This is a genomic window from Akkermansia sp. N21116, from assembly GCF_029854705.2.
GTDB lineage: Bacteria > Verrucomicrobiota > Verrucomicrobiia > Verrucomicrobiales > Akkermansiaceae > Akkermansia.
Genome location: NZ_CP139035.1, coordinates 2567372 through 2588106 on the forward strand (window position 1 = coordinate 2567372; position 20735 = coordinate 2588106).

The window sequence follows — 20735 nt, forward strand, 5'->3', positions numbered from 1 at the left end:
CTTCCCTCATTCTTCGTTTCCATCGTCATTTTCCACTTTTCTCTTGACGTAATAGTGAAACCAGGTTAACAAAAAAACGATTGAACAAATATTCAATCATTCAATCGAATTATCCCTAGCCATGTCACGCCAGCACACCACGATCCACCTTGACAGCCACTGTACGGAAACCGGTATTGATCTGGATACCCCTGACATCAATACCCTCACCGACCTGTCCGACTTTTTCAAACTTTTCGGAGATTCCACACGTATCCGCCTTCTCTGGGCGCTCATTGACCACGAACTATGTGTTTGCGATCTCTCCTCCGCTCTCGACATGACCACTTCGGCCGTCTCGCACCAGTTGCGCTTACTACGTCACAGCAAACTCGTCAAAACCCGCAAACAAGGCAAACACGTTTTCTACAGCCTTGCCGACAGCCATGTCCGTACCATCCTTGCCATGGGATTGGAACATATCTGCGAATAAAAACTCCCGTCCAATCTCCTTTCCGCCATGGACAATTCACATTCCCGACAGCCGGAAAATAAACATCGTCACAGCCAGGCCTGTTCCTCTTCGTGCTCATGCTGTACAAGCTTTTCCTGCACAGCATGCAATACAACATGTGGACACCAGACTTCCGACACATCTTCGCACTGGAAACGCCCGCTCGCAGGTCTCATCCTTTTCGCTATCGCCCTTGCTGTGGGTACCCGGACACCTGCCGGTATTGTTCTCGCCATCGTTTCCTATTTCGTCATCGGGTGGAACATCCTCGCCGATGCCGCCTCCAACCTCCTGAAGGGAAAAGTTTTCGATGAAAATTTCCTCATGGGAGTTGCTACTTTGGGAGCCTTGGCCCTCGGAGAATATGCGGAAGCAGTTTCCGTCCTTATTTTCTTCCAAATCGGAGAAATCCTTCAGGAACGCGCCGTCTATAAAACGCGGGAATCCGTTACCGGACTTATGGATCTCAAGCAGGACTATGCCCACCTCATCCAAGAGAAAGGTATCCAAACCGTCCCCCCGGCTCAAATCACTCCCGGGCAAAAAATCCTCGTCCGTCCCGGAGAGAAAGTCCCTCTTGACGGGGTCGTAACCGAAGGCCACTCCCACCTCGACGCCTCCGCACTCACCGGAGAATTCATTCCCCTAAAAGCCGAACCCGGTACCCAGGTACTCTCCGGCAGCGTCAACCAGGAAGAAGCCCTCACCATCCAAGTCACCAAAACCTGGGACCAATCCACAGTCTCCCGCATCCTCAAACTCGTCCAGGAATCAGCCGAGCGTAAAACGAAAACGGAAACTTTCATCCGACGCTTCGCCCGCTGGTACACCCCGTCCGTCCTCATCCTGGCCCTCCTTATTGCCGTGCTTACCCCACTCCTTCTTCCCATCGGGTGGACGGAGGGCATCCGGCGCGCCCTCATCCTTCTCGTCATTTCCTGCCCTTGCGCTCTCGTCATATCCATCCCTCTCAGCTACTTTGCCGGTATCGGACGCTTTGCCCGACACGGCATTCTACTCAAAGGCAGCAACTACCTTGATGCTCTTACAAGGATCGGTACAGTCGTCTTCGACAAAACAGGGACTCTCACCGGAGGTAAATTTACCATCACCCGCACGGAACCCGCCAACGGGTTTACGGATAAACAACTCCTCCGGCTTGCAGCTCTCGCCGAAAGCACCTCTAACCACCCCATCGCCCAATCCATCCTTGCCGCCTACGACAAACCCATTCCCTCCATGGAGAATGCCTCCTTCCGGGAAATAGCCGGGCGCGGCACAGCCGCTACTCTGGGAGCTAACCACATCCTCGCCGGCAACGCCGCCTGGATGCAAGAGAACGGCATCGACGTACCACCTCATCCATCCCTCACCGGCACCATCGTCCACATCGCCGTCAACAATCGATACGCCGGCAATATCCTGCTAGCCGACAGTATCAAGCCGGATAGCCTCCAAACAATCCGAAACCTCAAATCCCAAGGGATCGCCAAAATAGCCATGCTCACCGGAGACAGTGACGAACACGCCCAGGCTGTCAGCAAATACCTCCACATCAAAGACTGCTACTCCCAGCTCCTCCCGGAAGATAAAGTTCGCATTGTCGAACGGCTCCAGGAGGAAACCACCCCCGGTAAACTTCTCGCATTTGTCGGAGACGGAATTAACGACGCCCCCGCACTCACCCGCGCCGATATCGGCATCTCCATGGGAAGCATGGGATCCGACGCCGCCATGGAAGCCTCCGACATTGTTCTCATGAACGGAGAACCTTCCCGGCTCCCCCTGGCTCTGCGCCTTGCCCACGGTACCCGCAGAATCATCCTCCAAAACATCGTTTTCATCCTCGGCATCAAAGGCATCATCCTCATGATGGCCGCCGCCGGGGAAGCCAACATGTGGGAAGCCATCTTCGCCGATGTCGGCATTTCATTGCTAGCTATCCTCAATGCCATCCGTCCCGTTCAAACGGGGACAAACGATCATTCCTGAAAAAACTTCAAAAATCTCTTGCATCCCATGAAAAAATACGTATAAACCTTCCCGCACACTTGCCTAATCAGTGCGGATGTAGCTCAGGGGTAGAGCGCAACCTTGCCAAGGTTGATGTCGTGGGTTCGAATCCCATCATCCGCTCCATTTTTCTTTTGGGTTCTTTGTAACACCTTGATTTTATAAGGTATTTTCCGTTTCTGGATGATGTCATTCAAAAAATCGGGAGAAGACTATATGAAGAGGCCGCCGGCACGGCTGTAGGTTTTAGATTTCGATTCTGACGTAGAGCCTAAAAACAGACGAAATATTATGCTTTCGAACTATTCTTGAACAGGAGTGCGACTTTCTTCCTCCAATCTGTATCCAATTACAGTAAAATATGTTTGAACCAGCAGAAATCCAACTGAACACCTACGGCAAACCGGCCCGTATCCTATTTCTGGCTCCTTACGCCCCCGATGCTCCGGACTTTTCTGAGAAACCCTATACGGGCAACGGGGGATACCCCCGTTACCACTACAATATTTACAAAGCACTCCAGGAGATCGGTTACGATGTTACATCCTCTTCCAAACCGTACTCCGTCCAATGTGCCAAAGGCAATGTTGACTATGTCTTTTCACTAATGAACAGATTTCCCATGGCTAATCCGGAAATTTTCATTTCTTCCTACTGCGAATTCATCCAAATGCCCTATCTCGGAGCCCCTCCCAACATCCGGGCCATTGCAGAGGACAAGTTGCTTACCAAATACGTATTCCACTCTCTGGGGCTGCATATGCCTCAGGGAATCGGTCTTTCGTCCAACAAACCCATTCCGGATCATGAACCGTTCCCCGGTCCCTATTTCATCAAAAAGAGATTCGGTGCCGCCTCGGGAGGGATCCGCTCCGACAGTATTTGCGAGACATGGCAGACAGCCGTTTCCTGTGCAGAACGACTCCTTTCCGAAGGGCATGAAGTCCTTGCTGAGCAATACTGTCCCGGCATTGACGTCACCGTTCCCGTCCTGGGAGGGAAACGCCCTGTCATCCTGGGATTCGTACAACCCAAATCAGACAAACCGGGAAACATCATTACGGAAGATTTGAAACTCCACGACCACCTGGGTTACCAGCTTGTGCCTGTCGACAACATGCAGGAGGATATCATCCGTGACATTAACACGATCTGGGACAATCTCGGCCCCATGGACTACTTCCGAGTCGATTACCGCATCGATTTTGAATCAGGGAAACGCCGCATTCTGGAAATGAATATCTGTTGCCACTTGGGAAAAACCGGCTCCATCTGCCTCGCTGCCGCCCAACACGGACGAACCCAGGCGGATGTGCTGAAATACATCCTCGCCTACAGTATGAAACGGCAAAGCCAACTGCCCCAATACGGTACATGGCTCCTGTAAGAGCCTTCGTATCCTTTTCCTCAAACCGATATCTTTCGGACATTTTTTATCCAATTCATGCCGGTTTCACCAGTCATTCCTCTCCGTTTATGAACTGCCACAAACGGAGTTGGGACAGAAATAAATTTCTTCTCCAAGAATTGTACAAAGAGGCGTCTTGCCCTGCCGATTGAGTTCTGATAGAAAGAACAGGCTATCCGGCTCCGTATATCTAGCTGATGCCGCCAATAGCTGCATTTCCAAATCTGATAATTATGACTACGACAAAAAACTGGCTTCTGTCCTGCACCGTTTTTGCCGCCTGTTCTCTGGCGCCTGCATGGGCAACCCCGGTCGTCCCCGGTGACGACAGCGCTCCCACCGGTCTTGAATGGGAACAAGAACAAAATCTTCACCTGAACAAAGAGGCTCCCACAGCTACCTTCTCCAGTTTCAGCGATCTGAATTCGGCACTGAAAATCCTCCCCGAAAACAGTAAATGGTGGAAATCCCTGAACGGTCAATGGAAGTTCAACTGGTCCAAAGACCCGCAAAGCCGTCCTGTCGGTTTCTTCCTGCCCGACTACGACGTCAGCAACTGGAAGGAAATCAAAGTTCCTGCATCCTGGCAAACCCAGGGTTACGGCACTCCGATTTACTCCAACCAGCCCTATCCCTTTGAGCGGGATTGGCCCTACGTAACCAAAGAACCCCGCAATAAAAAATACACATCCTTCGAGGCACGCAACCCCGTCGGATCCTACCGCCGCACCTTCGAAGTTCCCGCCGGCTGGGATGGACGGGAAGTTTACATACAGTTCGACGGAGTCGATTCCTTCTTCTATCTGTGGATCAACGGTAAATACGTCGGATTCTCCAAGGACTCCCGCAACCCGGCCCGTTTCGATATCAGCCCCTACCTGCAGGAAGGCGAAAACACAGTGGCCGTGGAAGTATATCGCCATTCCGACGGAGCCTATCTGGAATGCCAGGACATGTTCCGTCTTTCGGGGATTTTCCGCACAGTGTCCATCTTCTCCCTGCCCAAAGTCCACATTCGCGATTTCTTCATCCACACCAACCCCGTGGAACCGAACAGCTGGGCTCTTCTCCCCGTGGATCCCGTCAACCCCGGAAAGGTAGATGGCGATTGGCGTCTCCTTGCCGACATTGATGTCCGCAATCTCTTCCCCCGCCACAAGAATCTGGAAGGCTACTCCGTCGCCATGAACCTTTACACGGAAGACGGTAAACTTGTCGATCCCGTCAAGCCTAAAGATGCGCCCTACGACGGAGTCATGCAGAAACCTCTCCGCCTCACCGGCATGAAAGACTTCAAGACTTCTCTCATGGGCATCTACTCCAAGCCCAAACTTTGGTCTGCCGAAACGCCCAATCTTTACACGCTCGTCATCGAACTGAAAGACAAGGCCGGCAAGACTGTAGAAATGGTTTCCTCCCAGGTTGGTTTCCGCAACGTAACTATCAAAGACAGCGTCTTCCTCGTCAACGGACAGCCCGTGAAGGTCAAAGGCGTCAACCGCCACGAAAATAATCCTTCTACCGGCCACTTCGTCTCCCGTGAACAAATGGAACAAGAAGTTGCCATGATGAAGAGGGCCAACATCAACCATGTTCGCTGTTCCCACTACCCTGTCGATCCGTACTTCTATTACCTCTGCAACAAGTACGGCATCTACGTTCAGGATGAAGCCAACATCGAATCGCACGGCTACTATTACGGCAAGGAATCCCTCTCCCATCCGCTGGAATGGATGCCCGCTCATGTCGAACGAGTCATGGCCATGGTGGAACGCAACAAGAACAACCCCAGCGTTGTCATGTGGTCCCTCGGCAACGAGGCCGGTCCGGGTCGTAACTTCCAGGTCGCCGAAAAAACAATCAAAGCCCGTGATCTGTCCCGTCCCACCCATTACGAACGTAACAACGAAATCGTTGATCTCGGTTCCAACCAGTATCCCTCCGTCGGATGGACGCAAGGCATGGCAGCCAACAAGAATTATCCCAAGCCCTTCTACATTTCCGAATATGCCCACAACATGATGAATGCCATGGGGGATCTCGCAGACTATTGGGAAGCCATCGAGTCCTCCGACCGCATTATGGGCGGCGCCATCTGGGACTGGATCGACCAGGGAATCTACAAGACCCTGCCGAACGGCGAAAAAATGCTGTGCTACGGAGGCGACTTCAACGATCACCCCAACAGCGGTCAGTTCGTCTTTAACGGTACCATCCTGGCAGACCTGACTCCGGAACCCGGTTATTTTGAAGTCAAGCACGTTTACCAGAACATCAAAGCCGGCCTCAAAGACGGCAAGGTAACGATCTTCAACAAGAACTTCTTCAAAGACCTCTCCGATTACGATGTTATCTGGACGCTCAACCGCGACGGCAAGGAAATCGCCAAAGGCATGCTCCACCTACCCAAAGTCGGCCCACGCCAGACGGTGGAAATCCCGGCCGATTTCCTTCCGGAACAGGAAAACGGAGCCGAATACAGCCTCCGCATCGGCTTCCATCTCAACAAGGACATGCCGTGGGCGAAGAAAGGTTACGAACTGGCCTTCGACCAGATCGACCTCCCCACGGTTGGAGAAAAAGCCATGTTCAAGGCTCCGGAGGGTCCATTGAGCCTCAGTGCCGACAAGCAGGTCATTTCCGGCAGCAACTTCTCCGTCAGCTTTGATCCTAAAACGGGAGAACTGGCCCAGTACACCGTCAACGGACAGCCCCTGCTGAAACAGCCGATGGTCGTCAACGCCGTCCGTTGCGCCTCCAGCAATGAACCCGGTGTCCTCGCCAAGAGCATGGATCACGGCCTCCGCGATCTGAAACACGAACTCATCAGCAGCGAAATCACCAGCAACGGCAAGAGCATTACCATCAAGCAGTCCATCAAGGTCAGCGGCAAACAGTCCGAAAGCCTCAACGACTTCGGAGGAAACAATACGACCATCACCCCGAACAAGAAGAAGCTCAACGATGCCAACACCCATTTCATCAACAATCTGGAATGGACCGTGTACGCAGACGGTACAGTCACCTGCCAGTCCGTCCTGCTGCCTCGCGGCGCCATGCTGGACCTTCTGCGCCTGGGGTATGAAATCCAGCTTCCCTCCAACCTGTCCAACATCACCTACTATGGACGAGGCCCGGAAGAAAACTACGCAGACCGCAAAACCGGCATGCCCCTTGGACAGTACAAAACGACCGCTCAAGCTTCGTTCTTCCCCTATGGCCGTCCACAGGATACGGGCAACCATGAAGACACGCGCTGGGTTGCCCTGACCAACGACAAGGGAGAAGGTCTGCTCTTCGGATCCCTTGACGCGCCATTCGCCTTCTCGGCCATTCCCTACACTACCACGGATCTCATCCTGGCCAACCATCCCGTCCAACTGCCTAAGAATACGGACAAAACCGTTCTCGTCCTTTCGGCAGCTACCCGCGGACTTGGAGGTGCCTCATGCGGTCCGGGTCCGATGGAGCGCGATATCATCAAGGCCAACAAGCCCTATAAGCTGGACTTCTCCATCCGTCCCATCACGGCTCAAAGTACTCTGGAAACCATCCGTATCCCTGCCGCGAATCTGGATATGAGCATGAATACACGGACTGACAAGTACGCGATCAAGAGCGTATCCAGCCAGGAACTGGGAGAAGCCGACGCCGAATTCGCCATCGACGGAGATCCCTCCACCTTCTGGCATTCGGAATACAACAAGACGGTGACAAAACATCCCCACGTCCTCGAAATCGACCTCGGCAAGGAACGTGAATTCAGCGGTATCACCTGCCTTCCCCGTCAGGACGGCAGTGCCAACGGCCGCGTCGCCGACTACAGCATTGAGACCAGTGCCGACGGTAAAACATGGCAGCAGGCCGCCAAGGGCAAGTTCCCGAACTCGGACGAATTGCAAATCGTCAACTTCGACAAGCCTGTCAAGGCACGCTACTTCCGCTTCACCGCTCTCAGCGAGGTTGGAGGAAACGACTATGCCTCCATGGCCGAACTGGACGTCATTCCCGTCAAAAAATAATCCCGTTTCACCCCGCCGGCATGTCCCTGCCGGCGGGGTCTTGATACCAGTCTCCCAACTTATCCATAAGAAAGGCTGCAAATTCACTCCCCTCCCTTTCAAAAATCATTGACGTCTCCATGATGCATGGTAGATTGTAACGACAAATCACTTTTAGCTCACTCCACGTATGATCAAGATTCTCTCTCTATTGACTGCTGTCTGTGCCCCGCTCTTCCTTGTGACCGGTTGCGGAGGCAACGGTAGCGACAGATCCACGGACAACGCCCTTCCCGCAGGGACGACACTGTCTATTGTCCTCGGAGCCGCCGACACCGTGGATCCCATGGACTCCAATGATCTTGAATACCTTTTAGGAACTGCTGCCCGTTCTATTATTCTTATGGCTGGCGAAGGGATGACTTCTACCATTACCATTGATGGCGAAGCTACCCAAGGAGCCGTGTATATGATTAACGGCAATCTTCAGGAAGGCTTATTTGATCTTAGCTGCAGATGGTACACAGCCACCGGGTTCCCACGTAGCGTCCAGATGTTCGGAATCCATTTGAAAAGAGGTCAGATCAACGGAACATTCGATTATTGGAATAGCTCTGACTCAGACCATCAATTCCGCGGGACCAAGGGTACAATCAACTACGTCAACTAAATTACCCTGTTTCATTTTTCCAGGAGCTGTCTTGCCACGGTTTTATAACCGGAGTAAGACAGCTTCTTCTTTTTATATACAGTAAATTACCGAGCACTCATTTCCGGACAAGCCGGTAACTGGTTTCGAGACGTGTCGTTAGTTCATCGAAAGGAATGGACCCATCAAGACAGAAAGTGGCCCAGTTTTTCTTGTTCATGTGATAACCAGGAAAACGGCTGCGATTATCCACAAGATGCTCAAGATCATCAGGACAAACTCGCAAATTGAGAATCTCGACTCGCTCCTCAGAGTCCCCGGTCAACTTGAAACGAGGAACAACCAGCAAAGCGGCATACCATTTCTTCTTGTCACGGCGGCGCACAATGGCATTTTCCGGGAACTTTCTCCATAAGAACTCAAGCTCGTCCCCATATGTATTCCGTATATGATCAATGATGCGCAGAGTCATGTCTTCTTTAAAAGCATCCGGCACGAAGCAGCACTCAGCTACATGCCACAACTCTTCCTCATATTCCTGGCGGAGTTTCCTGCCCAGATACGATCTTGGCGTTCCTTGAGAATCAAGCATTCGCTCATACTCTTCTCCATGAACGCTATGCACCGTCACATGAACAGAACCGTCCGTACAGATTTCAAATTCCATGGATAGAGCACCGTTCAACAATCCCGCCCGATACAGGAACCCCCTTTTTCCCCGGACACAGCCGAAAGGAAGCAAGCGTTCCTCACAAATTTTTCTGTTCTTAAAAACGCGTTCGAGAACCTTTTCCTGCCAACTTTTTTGAGGAGAGAAACGAAAAAACATGAGAAAAATAAACTTAGAGCCTTTCTTGATCCATAACTTACAACCGCTTTATGATAAATCCCCCCGGAAACGGATCAAGTGAAAATAAATCATTCCTCCCATCCGAAATCGGTGACATAAATCCATTCATCTTACACAAAAACAATCGTCGATGCCGCTTCCTCAAATGACGGGAATAGAAATTCAATTCCTCCCCACAACATTATATCAAACGACATCAGGCATGAAGAAGCAATTTAAATTAATGTCGCTGAGCACCCTAGCCTGCATCTGCACACTGGGCAGCCTTTACGTTTCCCAAGAAGCCCAGGGGGCATTCAGCATCGCCGTCGGAGGCACCTTCGGGAGAGGAGCCGCCGTTTCCTTCCAATACGACCCCGCCGGTTTTCCTATATGGGGCTACACTCCTTCCGGTTTCCCCATCTATGCCTATTCTCCCGCCGGTGTTCCCATTATTGTCATGAATGGTATTTACAGTGGTTGCTATGTTCCTACCTGGGGACCAGCCCCCTGCTATCGCGGTCGTTACTTCTGGCCTGCCGGAGTTTACAGGCGTCCCTATTGCCCGCCTCCAGTCCATCGCCATGGTCCACCACCTCCTCCTGTCCACCGTCCATGTCCTCCTCCGCCTCCCCCAAGCTATCGTCCCTTCCCGCCACGTCCGCATGGTCCGGCTATTCGCCCGGGATTCTCCCCCGGTTACAACCGGGGGCATTATCACGGCAGATAAAACAAACAAGTTGTTTTAATTAAAAAACGAAACGGGCCGTCCTATTTCCCGAAAGGGAAAAGACAGCCCGTTTTTCCTTGCAAATTATCCGCGGTTCAACATGAAGCCTGAACCTTCTTCAGACGCACGAACCTTGGCAATGAGTTCTCCTTTTCCATCAAGGTTTCACCCTGAATCAGAGGAAGAACATAATCGATGAACGGTGCCTCCACCCCGTTACCTTCCGAATTGATCCACTCGCGCGGCACCAATTTTTCCACGTTAGCCACATCGCCCAGATCCACCAATTTGATACGGCAATGATACATACCATCCATCATCTCTCTCTCAAAGGCTATCATCTTGTCGGTATGTCCCAGCACAGCCATTTCGACGGCAGTCCTGCCAGCCATGTAAGCTTCTTCAATATCAGTCTTCGAAGCAACATGAGAGGCGCACCTCTGGAGAAGGGAAAGCTCAATCCCACGTACTTTGAACCCCAATTCCCGTCTGACGATCTCCGCAAGCATGGCACTCAAGCCGCCCAACTGCGTATGCCCGAACACATCCGTACCACCCACGCCGGCGTCAGCAATGAAACGCCCAGAGGAATCATGGATCCCTTCCGAAACAGCCACCATACACTTTCCCTTGCGCCCGTAAACTTCAGAGACATCTGCCAGGAACCTGTCTAGATGGAAATCCACCTCGGGCAAATACACCAGATCGGGGCCCGCTCCGGCATATGTTGCCAACGCTGCGGAACCGGCCAGCCAGCCGGCGTGCCTCCCCATGATTTCCACAATCGTCACACGCCCCTTGTCGTACACTTGCAAATCCTGATGAATCTCCATGCAGGACGTCGCAATAAATTTAGCCGCAGATCCGAAGCCGGGACAGTGGTCCGTGCCGAATAAATCATTGTCAATCGTCTTGGGAATACCGATCACTCGGCATTCGTACCCCGACTTCTGAAGAAACTTTGACACCTTGTTGCAGGTATCCATGGAATCATTTCCCCCATTGTAGAAGAAATACCGGACATCGTACTTGCGGAACACTTCTAACAGACGCTTATAATCCGTATCATCATCCAGGAAATGGCTCATCTTGTACCGGCAGGAACCCAGCGCGGACGCGGGCGTATACTTCATGTGCTCCAACTCCGAAGGATCCTCATAAGACATGTCGTACAGCCGTTCGTCAAGCACGCCCTCAATACCGTTGGCAGCCCCGAGCACCCGGGTAATCCGGTCATTGGCAAGGCCAGCCTGAATAACGCCCAGAGCACTGGCGTTGATAACAGCAGTGGGACCACCCGACTGTCCGATGATGCATGTGCCTTTCAATTCGTTCATGGAAATGTTGTATGGATTGGGAATAAGAAAACAAGGCCTACCCGTTATTACCTGATCGCTGCTGCTATTTCAATATTATTGTCCGCTCTTCCTTCAAGGAATCCCGCCGGCGATCATCGTTCTACTTTGTAAAGACCCTTTGAATTTTCATATCACCCGAAACAATTTGAACATAGGAACTTCCGGTACAGACGACATCTTCTCCCCACAAAACCAGGAGGTAAGCAATATTTCCTACCGGCAAGAGCATCCTCCCGGGCAACAGCGCAACAGACAAAAATCTCCCCCGATTCCAAACCTGTCAAACAAAGGCAGATGAAATAACTGTCAGAAAAAAATAACAAATTCGTCTTCCATTGGGGTCAGATCAAAAATCAAAAATAAAATCTTGAGTTTTCAACTGGCACCTCCATGATAGCCAGCATGAGCAGGCCGTTGAGAATCGAATATCCCGGAGCAGTTTATCATGTGCAATGCCAGGGGAACAGGAACAGTGATATCTTTCTGGACGACGAGGATAGAGAGCTGTTTCTGAAAACCTTTCGCGAAGCCTCAGAAAGATGCAACTGGACGGTTTATGCCTACGCCTTGATGAATAACCACTATCACATCCTATTCCGCACGGAGCAGGCCAACTTGGTCGACGGCATGAAATGGCTTCAGACAACCTATACGGTACGTTTTAATAAAAAGCACGGTTTCCAGGGACATGTTTTTGCCGGGCGATACAAATCCATGCTGGTCGAAGCGGACAATGCCCACTACTTCTCGACGATCATCGATTACATCCACCTGAATCCTGCACGATCCGGCTTGGTACGCCGCCAGACCTTCTTTTCCGGAAGTCGCTGGACCAGCCTGCACGAATGGCTGGCGGCACCGGAAAAACGCGCACCGTGGATCCATCCGGAACGCGGCCTGGGAGTCTTCGGCTGTACGGATACCTCCCAGGGACGGGAAAAATACCTGGATCATCTTCTAGGGAGGTACGAGGCGGAACTCATGGACGAGCGAGCCCTGCTCCCGGTCGGACACGTCGGCCCCGGTACCGTACAGCGAGGCTGGTGCTATGGCTCCAGCACTTTCCGAAAACGTATCGTCGATGCTATGCACGGGTTGACCAAACGCCTCTCGGGAGCTCCCGGAAGCATGAGCGGGGAAATTGGAGAACTCGTTGCCGAGCGTATCGTCGTTCGAGGGCTCCGCGCCTTCGGGTTGACGGAGGAAGAGCTCCTGACAACTCCCTATAGCCATTCCTCCAAACTCATCATCGCCCTGGCTGTCCGCAAGTCAACCATGGTTCCCTATGCCTGGATTGCCAACCGGTTGCACATGGGACTCCCTCGGTCATTGGGCACTCTTTTGTTCCGAGCCAAGCAAATGGAGGAAAATGACCGCAAAATCCATGCATGGATTGAAAAAATCACTGAAGACTACTCCAGTCAATAACCCCCTCCCCTACTTCCTCCGGAACCTCTCTCCCCCATCAAGAACGCTCCCGAACATACCTATTTGTTCAAAAGCCTGTTTTCGCCCTGCTCCCTGTTCTCCATTCAGAGCCCAAAGTATCCATACCAATCAATTTGGGGTCAGATGAAAAAATGAAACAAAAAAATATATTTTCTATTTTTGACCTGACCCCAATTACAAAATAGAATAAAATTTCTTGCTGAGTGAAACAAACTTGATAAAGAGTCGTCCCGCACCAGCGGTTCATCAAGTGACCGCTACAGAATCCACCATCCTTTATCAAATCCATGGCCCAGACCTATTCTCAGCGCGTTTTGGAAAACGTCCGTGCGAAAAACTCGCACGAACCGGAATTCCTTCAGGCAGTACAGGAAGTCCTTAACACGATCGATCCCGTGCTCGCTTCATCTCCGAAATATGAAGCCAATGCGATTTTGGAACGCATTGTTGAACCGGAACGCACCATCCTTTTCCGCGTTCCGTGGATTGATGACAAGGGCAACGTCCAAGTCAACCGCGGTTATCGCGTCGAGTTCAACAGCGCCATTGGGCCGTACAAGGGAGGTCTCCGCTTCCACCCGAGTGTCAACCTGGGCATCCTGAAGTTCCTCGGTTTCGAACAGGTTTTCAAAAACTCCCTCACCACCCTTCCCATGGGCGGAGGCAAAGGCGGCTCCGACTTCGATCCAAAGGGCAAGAGTGATAACGAAGTCATGCGTTTCTGCCAAAGCTTCATGACCGAGCTCTCCCGCCACATCGGAGCCAACACGGATGTTCCCGCTGGTGACATCGGTGTCGGTGGTCGCGAAATCGGCTACATGTTCGGCCAGTACAAGCGCCTCCGCAACGAGTTCACAGGCGTATTGACCGGCAAGAGCCTGAACTGGGGCGGTTCCCTGATTCGTCCGGAAGCTACGGGCTACGGCTGCGTGTACTTCGCCCAGAACATGCTTGCTACCCGCAACGACGACCTGCAGGGCAAGGTTTGCCTTGTGTCCGGTTCCGGAAATGTCGCCCAGTACACGGTTGAAAAGCTCAACCAACTCGGAGCCAAGCCCGTAACCATGTCCGACTCCAACGGCTTCATCTACGATCCCGATGGCATCGACGCTGAAAAACTCGCCTGGGTCATGGACCTGAAGAACAACCGTCGCGGTCGTATCTCCGAATACGTGAAACAGTTCACGAAGGCTCAGTACTTCGAAGGCCAGCGCCCCTGGAGCGTTCCCTGCGATTGCGCTTTCCCGTCCGCCACACAAAACGAAATCAATGGTGAAGAAGCCCGCACGCTCATCAAAAACGGTTGCAAGCTCGTTGCCGAAGGAGCCAACATGCCGACCGACCTGGAAGGTATCAACACCTACCTCGCAGCCAAGATCCTGTACGGTCCGGCCAAGGCCGCCAACGCCGGCGGCGTTGCCACCTCCGGTCTGGAAATGTCCCAAAACAGCATGCGCCTCTCCTGGACGCGTGAAGAAGTAGACCACAAGCTCAACAGCATCATGAAGAACATTCATGACAATGCGTTCAGCCACGCCAAGGAATTCGCTTCCGACCAGTCTTTCACCAACTACGTCATCGGCGCCAACATCGCCGGCTTCGTCAAGGTGGCCGACTCAATGATCGAACAAGGCGTTTGCTAAGCGTCCGTTCCGGGTTACAATCTCACTCGAAGGCCGTCCTGCGTCGTATTGCAGGGCGGCTTTTTCCGTCTATGCGTTCACAACTCTTTCCTTGACGGAATACGTCTCGGTCGTCAGGCAGAATACTTCCACGGCAGACGCCTCCTTTTCACTGAACGAACAAACCAGTCCGGCCTGATGGAGCATTAACAAAGCAAGTCCCTTCGCTTTCTCCTCGCCTTCCATGAAACGAACGTTCCCCCGCCCCATCACACAGGCATAACCGTAACCGTAATTGCATAGGGAAACGCCGGAAGGAGCTGGATCCAACTGATGGAAGCCATCCATCTCAAAAGACGCCCGGAGAGAAACTTTCAACAAGTCAATCTTCCGTCCGTGTCGCGAGGAGTGGAAATACAAACGCAATGTTTCATCCTTCCATTCCACTCCGAAATTAAGCGGAACAATGTAAGCTTCATTCTTATCGCACAAACCAAGGCGACAGACCTTGATCTGTCCGATGATTTCCCGTATCCGGATCGGATCCGTAACTTCCCTGTCCCGGCGTCTCATAGAGAGTAAGCGTATCAGAGCCGCTACCTCAGTCAATACTGTCCTGTCCCTAAAAGCGCACACATGTTTCCCTTCCATACCTTTGTTATCAATAATATTCCGATGGTGTCGTTTCAACCCCATTGACCTGAGAGGAGAAAACATAACATACTCAATGACAATGAATAAAAAAACCAAGTTACACTGTATCTTTCTGATAACACGCGGAGAAATAGTCGAAGGCAGTCAGGAACTCAACCGTCTCGGATACGATGTTGAAACCTACCCTACGACTCAGGACATCTCCTGCCTCCGGGATACCGTAGATACCGAACTATCCTCCATCTTCCCCTGGAAGTACGATTTGGATACCCCGTATGCACGTTCCCTCCGTAGCTCGTTCGTCCGCATGATTCTGGATCCGAGATTCGCAGACGACGATTTTATCATCTTCGGCGAGAGCGATGCTACACCCGTCACTGAAGCGGAAAAGCTCTATAACAGTCTCGCCTGGCATATGTCATGCTACCCGGAAACGGATATTTTCCGATTGTTCCACGACAAGCAGGTGACATGTCCGGCAGAACCGAGTAAACCGGAGGCCTACCAGTTCACACCGTTACCGCCAGGAACTCGCAGTAAACTTAACACCAGTGTCTGGGGAACCCATGCCCTCGTTATTCCCAGTGCTAAACGCCGGAAGATAGCCGACATTTTCCTGAACTACCGCCTCCCTACCGACAATGCCCTGGAGGCAGCCTGCTACCGGAAGGAACTCATCATGAGAATAGCCGGACATAATCACTTTTACCAAAAGCCACGTACTTTCCTATACGACAAGACAGTTTCCTACGCTTGCCGGGAACGTAAAATAGCACTGTGCCTTGCTATTACAAGGAAAGAACAGATCGAAAATCTGTATCGGCAAATCGAATCGTTCATGCATCAGTCCTACAGATCCTTCCATATCTTCGTTGCCGTCAGCGGTATCACGGAGGAGTATTTCCACAGGTACGTTATCCCCCATGTTTTCCATGGGATAAACGAAGAGCTCCTGACATTACGTCTTTTCCCGGACAGCAACCAGGCAACCGCTTTTGCCAATACCGTTCGGAATATGGACATTTCCGGATACGAGCTATTCGTCCGTCTCAATCCCTCCGAAAACTACCACATCGACATTCTGAGTTTTATCAACGCCTTCCATACCGGGATGCCTCAATTTTATTCGAGTTACTTCGAGCAAAGGCCCTCCCATCAAAGCATCACGTTTACTCTTCAGCCTCGTGCCATGGGCGCATTCATGGACTTTGAACGCAACCCGGAATCCATTCCCGGTCTAATTCCAGCCATCCCTCCGGAACAACAAAACCAGTATAAGAACACTCCCGAACTGCTTCTCGACAATATCACGAGCCGTCTTGGAAGAAGAAACATGACTTCTTATCTGGAAAAACTCTCGCAACAAATTGAATGCGTTCTCCCGTAAAAATTCTAAATAATCGAACAAAAAAACAACTGTTCCAATCAGGAACAGATTGACAATCCAGATGGCATGTGCTGAATGATGATAAAACGACCTTCATTTTCCAGATTATCTTCAATTTTTCCACCATCTCCATTACATGATTCCGTCAGATTTCCTTTTTCCTGACCAGTCCACCATGAAAAAAATCACTATCATCATCACTGGTACCCTCCTGACGACTCTCGGATTCTGGTTCTTCTGCCCGGAATACGGCTCCGGGTATTCCGAGGAACAACGCGAACTTTGGAATGAACGATTAAAGATTTTCCCTGCTATTTGCCAACCCAGATTGAATCCCGATCAACAGGGAGCGTTTACTTTGCAAACAAACGCCAATTTGTTTCAGATATTCTCAGGTCAAACTAGTGATCACATCAATGAATACATCAGGAATAAAATCGACCATGATCATGTACTCAAACAACAACAGACCAATTTGCGTGACCGGTTAGCACCCGATTGTGATTTTGCAGTTCATCCTCCTTCCTCCCAGGGAGGAGGAGTTCCGACAGAAGGTCTTCCCCTCCCTACTCTCAAAAAACTAGCCGACGAAGGAAACTGGGAGGCCTGTTATTATTATCTTCTCCGTCAGGAGTCCGAGGTAGATTCAAACCGTGAAAAACACTTTATTCAAATGTCCAGGGAAGAACAGTCCCTTGTCATTTATTATCTTGCACTTGCTGCCCGAACGAATCATGCAGCCTCTGTTTTTTTACTTCGCTATATTCAGGAAATAAACAAGATAATGTTTGAAAAAAATCGGCAACTCGCTCCTGCCCACAAACCTCCGGGGAAAAATTTACTTTCTGAAATACTCTATCCATCTCTTGATTCCGTCGCAGGTTATGAAGACTTCCGTCAGCAACTGTTTCAAGGAGATATTTTAAGCTATATCATGTTGGAATACCTGACACCCGGCAATATCCATGCCCCTGAAAAAGAACAACTCTGCCAAATACTCCTCCAGCAGGAAAAACAAGGCGATTCCCGAGCTCCAGGTAAACTTGCCAGGATTTTATTCGCCCAATTTCAACAGAAAAGTTTATATGCCCACATCAATGAGAAGGAAACCAGGAAGAGGCTGGATAGCCTGGTCTCACGGATTCCCCTGGTATCCAAATGCTCGTTGAAACATCAAGATATTGTGAAGAGCTATCTCGTCAAATGGGGGATCTTCACACCTAACGACTGCGCTGGATGGAAGGACTATTGCGAAGCATCCCGCTTTGCCTACAAAAGCGCCCAACAAGGCGATCTCACGGCAATGTACCTCTGGCTGCGATTCGGACTCAATAGCCTCGACTCATTCACCCGGGAAGAATGGGAAAATATTTCCGTCTTTTCCCGTCGCCTCCTTGATGTCGGCTACATCCCCTTCCTGGAACTAATGAGTCAACACCGTTCACGAACCACGTCCAGGCTTCATAATGTATTGAATTCCTATTACAGCCGGAAATCCCTAGACGCACTCTACGCCAAATGTGCTGCAATTGCGCCCACCGGATGCCAATAAGAGAAGAAGGTATCAGGAATGCAGCAAGGAGGATTAATCCTTCTTGCCCAGGGATGACAGGGGGATTACACGGGACTTGGCCCTTCCCTGGCCCTTGATGGAAATGGCTTCGGGCGTAACTTTCACCACGGCATAGGCAGTAGTCTTTTCTGTTTCGATCATCCCTTCCAGTGTTATACAGGAAATCCCCCTGTACTCGCCATAAGCCCCAGCATGGTGATGGCCGCTGATCACGGCTTTGACGCATGGATAAGAGGAAAGGATGTTCAGGATCTCCTTGTCGTTCAATGCCGTCAACCCAATGGGGGGATAGAGGGGATGATGGGAAAACACAAGGACTTGTTCTCCTTTGTCCCGAGCTTCACGCAATTGGGTATCAAGCCACTGCAATTGTTTGGAACTGACCCCTCCATTATATGTCTGCCCATTATTCCTCTTCTCCAAGGCAATGATCTTCTCCATCTGCTTGAGCTCAGCTTCCTTCCATGTACCACCGCAATTGGAATAAGAAGCTATCTCATTCGTATTCAACATAATCAGACGCCACCCATTCCGTAAAACCGAATAATATTCCCCGGGCATGCCCAACTGACGGTATAAAGTTTCATTATTCTTCAGTCCCTTGTAATCATGATTGCCCGTTATATGATACAAAGGTGCCCGAAGCTTGGCAAACCGTTCCAAAACAGGAGCCAGATCATTCTGACTCCGGTCCACAGAGTCCCCCAAGTTCACCGTAAAAGCAACCTCCGCCTCATTAAAGGCAGTAATACATTCCTCCAGCTTCGATAAAGAATTACGGTAAAACCGAGCCCGGTTGGCATCACAATCCCCATACTGGATATCGGCCACCAAACCGAAGCAAAATGAATTGCCTCCGTCTCCTCCACTAGCCCCCGAAGAAGCCAACCCCAATATACCCAGGCAACAGTAACACATTGTTTTTACAACTCCCATCATCTCCTGATATCATGGGAAATTACGTTTCCTTGGCAAGGAGAAACAGACAGACTTATTCACATAATTAAATCAGGAGACCAATTTTTGTGAATATATAATAAGAGAAGCTCGTATCAAGCCGTCACTCAGCTCCCCCCTTTTGCATACAGAAGTGAACATGGCTGGTTTCCGGATTGTCTCACAGGCATATGAAGAAGTCCCGTTTATTGGCGCTTTCGATGGGAACAGTGCTAACTCTCACCATGCTGCCGGGTAACAGTGCTAGTCCGGAGCAAGCCCTGATAGAGAAGGATACAACCCGGAGCAATGCCCTAGGTCTTCTGGTTCTCAAGCGCATGTTCGATCAGAAGGTGTCGCCGGATGGCAATATCGTGCTGTCACCGGCTGGAATAGCATCCACTCTGGCAATTCTCCAGCCGGGTTCCCGCGGTGATACGAAAGATGCCCTGGATCAGGTGCTTGGGCAATCTACGGATGGAGTACAAGCTTTTCAGGTATGGCAAAATATCCGGCAACACAGCCGGATTGCCTTTCGGCAGGCGGAACGGGTGTTTCTTTCCAACAAGTTTGCAATTGATGACTTTTACCCATCCCAGGCGATGGTTACCCGGCTTGACCTTGCACAAAATCCGGAACAATCCACCCAATCTATCAATCAATGGGTTGCCCAGCAAACGAATGGTGCGTTCCAGCTTACTCTAACGGATGGCTCCGTTGGTGAACAAACTCCCATGGTTGCCGTTGGAGCTTTTACATTCTCGGGCATTTGGGAAACTCCTTTTCCGGCAAGTTCCGTCACGAAAGGCAACTTCCGGGTCGGTTCGCAAAATGTCGAGACAAGCATGATGACTCATGAAGTCCGGGCAACCTATGCAACAACCCCGGATTACACAATGCTGGCCCTTCCCTATGCCCCTCGAACAACGGACGGCAAAACGCCATCTTCAACTCCGCTCTTGATGGTAATGATCATGCCCTCCGAATCATCGACATTGCGGAATTTCCTGCGCGACCTGACACCGGAGAAACTCCAGGGCATTCTTCCCTCCTCCCCTCCCTGCAAAGTCCGAGCCACAATACCCGCATTCAAAACCGTCACGGCCTATTCCCCTTCGTTGAAACCGTTTCTGGAGTTCGCGGGACTGGGGGTTTTGTTTTCTCCGTCTCAAGCCGATTTTTCGGGGTTGGTTGCAACGCCTCCGGCAACCCCGCTTTTCCTGGGAGATTTCTATCAGCAATGCATGGTGACGGTAACAGCGGTAAATGATGCTCAAAATCCTCCAGAGCCCCTCTCCGGAACATCATCCCCGGAAGAAGCATCCTCCACAGTCATTCCTGCTATCCGTATCGACCGTTCGTTTTTCTGGTGCATTTATGACCCGAACACCGGCAATATCATTTTCATGGGAACGGAAGAAGATCCCAGCCGCTTGATTCCCAATCCCTACGATGTGGAAGAGAATCAAAACAATCTTTCGGAACCTGATTCTCTCTCCCCTCTCAATCGGCTCCATCGTCAGGAAAGGGATCATGCTCTGGAAAAACTCCAGACCGCACCAACGAAGTCCTAAGTCCGGAGCACTACCCCAGGACCCGTGAATTTTATTTTCTGCTTGCTCATGTCATGAAC

At 51.0% G+C, this 20735-nt stretch carries 15 protein-coding genes and 1 tRNA gene; 12 read left to right on the top strand and 4 right to left on the bottom strand.

Features of this window, described 5'->3' with window-relative positions; genetic code table 11:
* The first annotated feature begins 121 nt into the window (after positions 1-121).
* The 6 genes from QET93_RS09800 (at position 122) to QET93_RS09825 (ending at position 8585) form a co-directional block, all read left to right on the top strand.
* A complete protein-coding gene (locus tag QET93_RS09800; RefSeq protein ID WP_280132260.1) occupies positions 122-472 on the top strand; it encodes a metalloregulator ArsR/SmtB family transcription factor in 351 nt (116 codons plus the stop codon).
* A gap of 27 nt (positions 473-499) precedes the next feature.
* Positions 500-2485 (top strand): heavy metal translocating P-type ATPase, encoded by a 1986-nt coding sequence (locus QET93_RS09805; protein ID WP_280132261.1) that lies wholly within the window; start codon positions 500-502, stop codon positions 2483-2485.
* Positions 2486-2557: 72 nt separating this feature from the next.
* Positions 2558-2632, top strand: a tRNA-Gly gene (locus QET93_RS09810).
* A 235-nt stretch (positions 2633-2867) separates the two neighbouring features.
* Complete coding sequence (locus QET93_RS09815) at positions 2868-3893, top strand: hypothetical protein (RefSeq protein WP_280132262.1); 1026 nt, start codon at positions 2868-2870, stop codon at positions 3891-3893.
* A 254-nt stretch (positions 3894-4147) separates the two neighbouring features.
* On the top strand, positions 4148-7936 hold the full coding sequence (locus tag QET93_RS09820) for a glycoside hydrolase family 2 TIM barrel-domain containing protein (RefSeq protein WP_280132263.1): 3789 nt from the start codon (positions 4148-4150) through the stop codon (positions 7934-7936).
* A 169-nt stretch (positions 7937-8105) separates the two neighbouring features.
* Positions 8106-8585: a hypothetical protein gene (locus QET93_RS09825; RefSeq protein ID WP_280132264.1), complete on the top strand. Its 480-nt coding sequence runs from the start codon at positions 8106-8108 to the stop codon at positions 8583-8585.
* 97 nt (positions 8586-8682) lie between these two features.
* On the opposite strand, the gene QET93_RS09830 is transcribed toward QET93_RS09825, so the two are convergent.
* Positions 8683-9231, bottom strand: coding sequence for an MmcQ/YjbR family DNA-binding protein (locus QET93_RS09830; RefSeq protein ID WP_280132265.1), 549 nt, complete (start codon positions 9229-9231; stop codon positions 8683-8685).
* Between the two features lie 385 nt (positions 9232-9616).
* Here QET93_RS09830 and QET93_RS09835 point away from each other — a divergent pair, with 385 nt between their 5' ends.
* A complete protein-coding gene (locus QET93_RS09835; protein ID WP_280125926.1) occupies positions 9617-10123 on the top strand; it encodes a hypothetical protein in 507 nt (168 codons plus the stop codon).
* Between the two features lie 95 nt (positions 10124-10218).
* Here the strand turns inward: QET93_RS09835 and QET93_RS09840 are convergent, their stop codons facing one another.
* The gene (locus QET93_RS09840; protein WP_280125927.1) at positions 10219-11460 is read right to left on the bottom strand and encodes a 6-phosphofructokinase; all 1242 of its coding nucleotides are present in this window, start codon (positions 11458-11460) and stop codon (positions 10219-10221) included.
* A 423-nt stretch (positions 11461-11883) separates the two neighbouring features.
* On the opposite strand from QET93_RS09840, the gene QET93_RS09845 reads away from it, so the two are divergent.
* Together QET93_RS09845 and gdhA are read left to right on the top strand one after the other, a co-directional pair.
* Positions 11884-12909 (top strand): transposase, encoded by a 1026-nt coding sequence (locus tag QET93_RS09845; protein WP_322189965.1) that lies wholly within the window; start codon positions 11884-11886, stop codon positions 12907-12909.
* Positions 12910-13217: 308 nt separating this feature from the next.
* A complete protein-coding gene (gdhA, locus tag QET93_RS09850; RefSeq protein ID WP_280132267.1) occupies positions 13218-14573 on the top strand; it encodes an NADP-specific glutamate dehydrogenase in 1356 nt (451 codons plus the stop codon).
* A 69-nt stretch (positions 14574-14642) separates the two neighbouring features.
* Here the strand turns inward: gdhA and QET93_RS09855 are convergent, their stop codons facing one another.
* A complete protein-coding gene (locus tag QET93_RS09855; protein ID WP_280132268.1) occupies positions 14643-15125 on the bottom strand; it encodes a pyridoxamine 5'-phosphate oxidase family protein in 483 nt (160 codons plus the stop codon).
* A 160-nt stretch (positions 15126-15285) separates the two neighbouring features.
* Here QET93_RS09855 and QET93_RS09860 point away from each other — a divergent pair, with 160 nt between their 5' ends.
* Together QET93_RS09860 and QET93_RS09865 are read left to right on the top strand one after the other, a co-directional pair.
* Entirely contained in the window at positions 15286-16593 is a 1308-nt protein-coding gene (locus QET93_RS09860; RefSeq protein ID WP_280132269.1) for a hypothetical protein, read from the top strand.
* A 175-nt stretch (positions 16594-16768) separates the two neighbouring features.
* Entirely contained in the window at positions 16769-18145 is a 1377-nt protein-coding gene (locus QET93_RS09865) for a hypothetical protein (protein ID WP_280132270.1), read from the top strand.
* 33 nt (positions 18146-18178) lie between these two features.
* On the opposite strand, the gene QET93_RS09870 is transcribed toward QET93_RS09865, so the two are convergent.
* Positions 18179-19084, bottom strand: coding sequence for a metallophosphoesterase (locus tag QET93_RS09870; protein WP_280132271.1), 906 nt, complete (start codon positions 19082-19084; stop codon positions 18179-18181).
* Between the two features lie 209 nt (positions 19085-19293).
* On the opposite strand from QET93_RS09870, the gene QET93_RS09875 reads away from it, so the two are divergent.
* The gene (locus QET93_RS09875; protein ID WP_280132272.1) at positions 19294-20676 is read left to right on the top strand and encodes a serpin family protein; all 1383 of its coding nucleotides are present in this window, start codon (positions 19294-19296) and stop codon (positions 20674-20676) included.
* Positions 20677-20735: the final 59 nt, after the last annotated feature.

Coding starts and splice junctions, on each gene's coding strand:
- QET93_RS09800 (WP_280132260.1), top strand. CDS start 122: ATGTCACGCCAGCACACCACGATCCACCTTGACAGCCACTGTACGGAA.
- QET93_RS09805 (WP_280132261.1), top strand. CDS start 500: ATGGACAATTCACATTCCCGACAGCCGGAAAATAAACATCGTCACAGC.
- QET93_RS09815 (WP_280132262.1), top strand. CDS start 2,868: ATGTTTGAACCAGCAGAAATCCAACTGAACACCTACGGCAAACCGGCC.
- QET93_RS09820 (WP_280132263.1), top strand. CDS start 4,148: ATGACTACGACAAAAAACTGGCTTCTGTCCTGCACCGTTTTTGCCGCC.
- QET93_RS09825 (WP_280132264.1), top strand. CDS start 8,106: ATGATCAAGATTCTCTCTCTATTGACTGCTGTCTGTGCCCCGCTCTTC.
- QET93_RS09830 (WP_280132265.1), bottom strand. CDS start 9,231: ATGGAATTTGAAATCTGTACGGACGGTTCTGTTCATGTGACGGTGCAT.
- QET93_RS09835 (WP_280125926.1), top strand. CDS start 9,617: ATGAAGAAGCAATTTAAATTAATGTCGCTGAGCACCCTAGCCTGCATC.
- QET93_RS09840 (WP_280125927.1), bottom strand. CDS start 11,460: ATGAACGAATTGAAAGGCACATGCATCATCGGACAGTCGGGTGGTCCC.
- QET93_RS09845 (WP_322189965.1), top strand. CDS start 11,884: ATGAGCAGGCCGTTGAGAATCGAATATCCCGGAGCAGTTTATCATGTG.
- gdhA (WP_280132267.1), top strand. CDS start 13,218: ATGGCCCAGACCTATTCTCAGCGCGTTTTGGAAAACGTCCGTGCGAAA.
- QET93_RS09855 (WP_280132268.1), bottom strand. CDS start 15,125: ATGAGACGCCGGGACAGGGAAGTTACGGATCCGATCCGGATACGGGAA.
- QET93_RS09860 (WP_280132269.1), top strand. CDS start 15,286: ATGAATAAAAAAACCAAGTTACACTGTATCTTTCTGATAACACGCGGA.
- QET93_RS09865 (WP_280132270.1), top strand. CDS start 16,769: ATGAAAAAAATCACTATCATCATCACTGGTACCCTCCTGACGACTCTC.
- QET93_RS09870 (WP_280132271.1), bottom strand. CDS start 19,084: ATGTGTTACTGTTGCCTGGGTATATTGGGGTTGGCTTCTTCGGGGGCT.
- QET93_RS09875 (WP_280132272.1), top strand. CDS start 19,294: ATGAAGAAGTCCCGTTTATTGGCGCTTTCGATGGGAACAGTGCTAACT.